General features: G+C 61.2%; 6 protein-coding genes. 4 read left to right on the forward strand and 2 right to left on the reverse strand.

Annotated elements, in window-relative coordinates; translation table 11 throughout:
• Positions 1-1,087 (reverse strand): AMP-binding protein (locus AWU74_RS03785; protein WP_162504762.1); only part of this gene is annotated, 1,087 nt, incomplete at its 3' end.
• On the opposite strand from AWU74_RS03785, the gene AWU74_RS03790 reads away from it, so the two are divergent.
• From AWU74_RS03790 to AWU74_RS03800, 4 genes are all read left to right on the forward strand, one after another.
• On the forward strand, positions 1,087-1,839 hold the full coding sequence (locus AWU74_RS03790; protein WP_062327758.1) for an AMP-binding protein: 753 nt from the start codon (positions 1,087-1,089) through the stop codon (positions 1,837-1,839). The two genes, AWU74_RS03785 and AWU74_RS03790, sit on opposite strands and share 1 nt — an antisense overlap.
• 117 nt (positions 1,840-1,956) lie before the next feature.
• Positions 1,957-2,166, forward strand: a complete 210-nt coding sequence (locus tag AWU74_RS03795) for a hypothetical protein (protein ID WP_062327760.1) — start codon at positions 1,957-1,959, stop codon at positions 2,164-2,166.
• Positions 2,081-2,338, forward strand: a complete 258-nt coding sequence (locus AWU74_RS13425) for a transposase (RefSeq protein WP_162504764.1) — start codon at positions 2,081-2,083, stop codon at positions 2,336-2,338. The genes AWU74_RS03795 and AWU74_RS13425 overlap by 86 nt, the downstream gene beginning before the upstream one ends.
• A 15-nt stretch (positions 2,339-2,353) precedes the next feature.
• Entirely contained in the window at positions 2,354-2,599 is a 246-nt protein-coding gene (locus AWU74_RS03800) for a hypothetical protein (protein ID WP_062327763.1), read from the forward strand.
• Positions 2,600-2,820: 221 nt separating this feature from the next.
• Here AWU74_RS03800 and lysS read toward each other — a convergent pair whose 3' ends face one another.
• Entirely contained in the window at positions 2,821-4,425 is a 1,605-nt protein-coding gene (gene lysS / locus AWU74_RS03805) for a lysine--tRNA ligase (protein WP_062327767.1), read from the reverse strand.
• Positions 4,426-4,855: the final 430 nt, after the last annotated feature.

The raw sequence follows: 4,855 nt of genomic DNA on the forward strand, positions 1-4,855 counted from the left end.
TTTTTCTGAATACGAGAACTCCGCCGAGCAGTTTCAGCGGATAAAGCAGCAGCCACGGGACGCCAAACACAAGCCACTGCAGGACGATATAGTCATTGCCGAAACGCGCCGCTTTGCGGAACAAGCGCCGGTCTAGTGCGGAATGCAGCTTCGCCGCGACGACAAAGAACGCGAACAGCCCCGCCGAGACGCCGCCCCTTTTCCGCGCCGCGCGGCGAATTCCGTCGTAGAGCGCCTCAAAGACGCGCGGCACCGCCGGCAGAAGCTGCGGGTTGAGCTTCTGCATATCCGCGAGCAGCGCGCTGCCGACCGGCTTGGAATAGCATAGACCGGCGGCTTGGCTCGCCGCGACATATTCGCAGAGCCGCTCGAAGGCGTGCCACACGGGCAGCACCAGAATCGCCCGCTCGCCCGGGTGCAGGTAAATGCGCTCGTTCAGCTCGTCGAGCTGCGTGATAAAGTTGCCGTGTGAGAGCATAGCTCCTTTCGGCTCGCCGGTCGTTCCCGATGTAAAGATAATGCAGGCGAGGTCGTCCCAGCCGCCTTTATCGAGCTCGGCTTCGACGGCGCCGCGGTTTCCGGCGCGGAACCGCCTACCGAGCGCGCGTATATCGTCGAAAGAACACAGTTCGACCGCGCACCGCTCCGCGAGGACGGCGGTTTCAGCCAGCGGCAGCGCGGCTTTCATGCCGAGTATGCGCGCTGCCTGCACGGTGTTTTCGGCGATAACGGTTTTGCATTCGGCGGAGGACAGGATGAAGCGCAGGTCGCGCTCGGACACGTCGCAGCCGCGCGGCACGTCGACCGCGCCGATAGCCATAAGCCCCATATCGGCTTGAAACCACTCCTTCCGGTTGTCGGAAATGAAGCCGATATGGTCGCCGCGCCGAATGCCGGACGCAAGCAGCCCCGCGCCGAAGTCGAGCATGACGAGAAGCAGTGAATTATACGTGACGACGTCAAACCCGCCTTTGGCATTGCGGAAGTATTGCGCCCCGACGCGGGGATATTTTTTCGCCACCGCCTTGAGTATCTTCGGCAGCGTCTTTTCTGTCAGTTTAGCGGGTTTCTTCGCGGGAGTCTTCATTGCGCTGGAGTATACAGGCAATGCGGGTGGTGGAGGGCTACGGGCTGACCGAAACGGCTCCGGTGGTGTGCGTGCGCCCGGTCGACGCGCCGGTATTCGGCACGGTCGGCAAGCCGATTCGCGGCGTCGAGGCGCAGGTGGTTGACAGCGAAGGCAAGCCGCTTCCGGCGGGACAACAGGGCTCGCTCCGCATTCGGGGCGGCACCGTGATGAAGGGGTATTACAAGCGCGCCGACCTGAGCGCCGCGGTGCTGAGCTCCGACGGCTGGTTCGACACGGGCGACCTCGCCGTGTTCACGGTTTCAGGGGAACTGGCGCTGCGCGGACGCAAAAAGGACACTATAGTGCTGCGCGGCGGGGAAAATGTCGAGCCATTGCCGCTCGAGCTGAAGCTCGCCGAATCGCGCTATATCGCGCAAGCCGTCGTGGTGGGGCAGAACGAACGTTATCTGGGGGCACTCATCCTGCCGGAAAAAGACGAGGTCGCCGCGTATGCCGCGGAGCAGTGCCTTGCCGCCGCGTCTTACGGCGAGCTGCTGAAGACGCCGGAAATCGGCAAGCTGTTCTACCGGGAAATCCGCGACGCCGTCAGCGCCAAAAACGGCTTTCGCTCGTTCGAGCGGATAGGGCGCTTCGTGTTGCTGGAAGAGGCGTTCGCGGCAGGCAAAACGCTTTCCGCCAAGCAGGAAATCATGCGCTACAAGCTGCCTGAAGTCTATGCGCGGGAATTCAAGCAGCTCTTCGGCGCGTAAAACCTATCTGCGCGGCTTTCCCGCGGGGGTTAGCTTCTACTTCTAGTGTATGCTTCGCACTAAGAGTAGTGTTAGGCGGTGTGGACTAAAGAAAGGGAAAGAGGTAAAATGAGGAGCATGAAAGAAAATGAAGGCATTCACCGGAACGATATAAGCGACGAGGCGCGGGAACGGATAAAAGACCTGCTGCCCGGACAGGAAGGGAAGCACGGGAGAGTGGCGAAAGACAACCGCATGGTTTATCAACGCGGTAGCGTGGCAGACGCGCACAGGCGCTCCGTGGAGGGATATACCGCCAGAATTCGGGAACTGGAACAGCATACATAAGCGGTTTTGCCGCTGGCGGGATAAGGGAATATGGAGAATACTGGCGGACGCCGCAACAGGCGAGCCTGCCGGGGATATCTTTATGATAGATTCGACGTATATCAAGGCGCACGCGGACGTATGCGGGGCGCGCGACGGCATTCAGGACATTAGCCGCACAAAAGAGGGCTGAACAGCCAAATTACACTTGGCAGTTGACGAGTACGGAATACCGGCAGAAGGCGCTGTGACAAGCGGCACTGTCGCGGACTGCAGTCAAGCTTCTCTCCTTATGGAGGACTTGACGCATTCCGAGTTCAGCACCCGCCCGCCTCATAAGCTAGCGTTTACGGGCGACCAGCAGGGTAGCAGGGTATACGTCTGCCTCCGGTGGGAGAATACCCGCGGCGAGAAGGGACCGTGGAGCGCGATAAGCTCGGCGGTGGTGCCGTAAGGCGTCAATAAAAAGCGGGGAGACCCGCTGTTTATTGAGACGAGAAGGGAAAGGGCGAAGCCCCTTCCCTTCTCTCCATATCGATTTGAAATGAGCGGGAGGGGAGCGGCGGAAGCCGCTCTTTTTTTATGCCTATTCTTTGCAAAAGAGGCGGCACTAGGTTTCACCGCTATGCCGAGTTTCTTCCAGAAAACTCGGACGTTCGGCTCTCGCCGAACGCCTTAATACGCGCTCAGAATCCGTTCCAGCCGCTCCCGCCCGATAATCTTCATGAAGCTGGCAAGGCGCGGACCCTGATTCTTGCCGATAAGCGCCTGATACACCGCCTGAAACAGCGCCTTCGGCTCAAGCGCAAACCCGCTTGCGACGGCGTACAGCGCTTCGGAGAGCGCCTTTTCGCCGAGCGCGTCCAGTTGCGGCGCTATGTCGGCGCGAATCCGCCGCAGCGCCTGTACTTCCGCCTCAGAAAGCGCGGCTTTTGAGCCGTCGGCGCGGAGCGAAAACGCGAACTCGTCGGGGGCGCATTCCGTCACCCAGCGCCACGCGCATTCGCAGCGGGCGCGGAGCCGCGCTTCCTGCTCCGGCTTCACGCCGGGGAGGGAGGCGAGCGTCGCGCCTATGTCGCCGGAGTTGATTTGCAGGATATTGCAGAGGTGCCGGAACGGTGCCTGATACGGCATTTCGGCGGGCATATCGCCCACCTGCGAAAGCTCATATATGCGCCGCTCCTTCAAAAACGCCTCGTCGTTCTTGGCTTTCTCCGCGCCCCACGCAATGCGCTCCGTCCTGTCGTAGTCCTCGTAGGTTTTGAGCACGTCGAGGTCGAAACTTATGGCGAACTCGGTGTTCGGGCGCGTGCCCGCGAACAGGTAGCGGACGACTTCCGGCTGGTACACGCGCAGCACGTCGCCGAGCGTAATCACGTCGCCCTTCGACGACGACATTTTGCCCGGCGCGCCCTTAATGCCGATAAAGTCGTAGCGGAATGACACGGGCGCGTCCCAGCCGAAAACCTCTTTGGAGACGAGCCGCGCTGTGTCGAAGGAGCCGCCTTTGCTGTGGTGATCCTTGCCGGCGGGTTCAAACACCGTCCGTTCGTAGCGCCAGCGCATAGGCCAGTCGACGCGCCAGCCGAGCTTGAGCCCCTTCGCGGTGCGGAGGTCGGCGGTTTCGGCGTGCCCGCAGGCGGTGCAGTGATATGTCACGCCGTAGTCGCCGTCATAGGAGTCGATTTCGGTGGCGTCCCTGTTGCACTTCGCGCAGAACGCCGCGACGGGCCAGTAGTCCTCTTGCCCGCTGATTTTGTGCGCGTCGTCGCGGAAGCGGTTCAGGCAGTCGCGGATTCGGTCGCGGTTCCGCAGCGCCGTCCTCATGCCTTCGGCGTAGCGTCCCGCGCGGTAGCATTCCGCCTGATACCGGTATTCGGGCGTGATTCCGACCTTCGGCAGCACGGCTTCCACGTCGGCTTCATGGTGGCGCGCATAGGATTCGTCGCGCCCGAACGGGTCGGGCACCAGCGTGATAGGGAAGCGCAGGTGCGCTTTGAGCATATCCTGCTCGGGCATATTGGCGGGCACTTTGCGGAACACGTCGTAGTCGTCCCACGAATAGAGGAAGCGCGCGTTTTTGCCGCGGTCGCGGAGGGCGCGCACGACGAGGTCTACGGATATGATTTCGCGGAAGTTGCCGATATGCACGGTGCCCGACGGCGTGATTCCCGCCGAGCAGGTGTATGCGTCGAGATCGCCGCGCTCGCGGATTATGGCGTCCGCCCACGAGTCCGCCCAGTGGAGCGCCTTGCGCGCCGCCTGATTCGCGTCAGTCATGGGGTCAGTATAGGCGCGTAAGACATTCGGCGCAAGCCGAATGTCTTACGCCCGAGTTCCTTGAAGGAACTCGGCATATAGGTAGCGCAAGGGGAACTCCCTGTGCCGCGAGTTTCTTGAGGAAACTGCCGCAACGCCGAAGGCGTTGCTATCGAGTTTGCGCCGCTTCGCTTACCGCAAACTCGCTTGGCACAGAGCCTCTCGTGTGGGCGGAAGAGAGACACTGTTCTAGGCGGGAGAGAGGCACTGTCTAGGGCGGAACAGAGGCACTGTTCTAGGCGGGAGAGAGACACTGTCTAGGGCAGGAGAGAGGCTCTGTCTAGGGCGGGAGAGAGACACTGTCTAGGGCAGGAGAGAGGCTCTGTTTAGGGCGGGACAGAGACACTGTTCTAGGTAGTGTGGACTGGATAAAGGGAAAGAGGTAAAATGG

It is taken from the genome of Treponema endosymbiont of Eucomonympha sp., from assembly GCF_001028545.1.

What these genes read in the sequence shown, in the direction of transcription:
- AWU74_RS03795 (WP_062327760.1), top strand. Translation starts at nt 1,957, where the DNA reads ATGAAAGAAAATGAAGGCATTCACCGGAACGATATAAGCGACGAGGCG.
- lysS (WP_062327767.1), bottom strand. Translation starts at nt 4,425, where the DNA reads ATGACTGACGCGAATCAGGCGGCGCGCAAGGCGCTCCACTGGGCGGAC.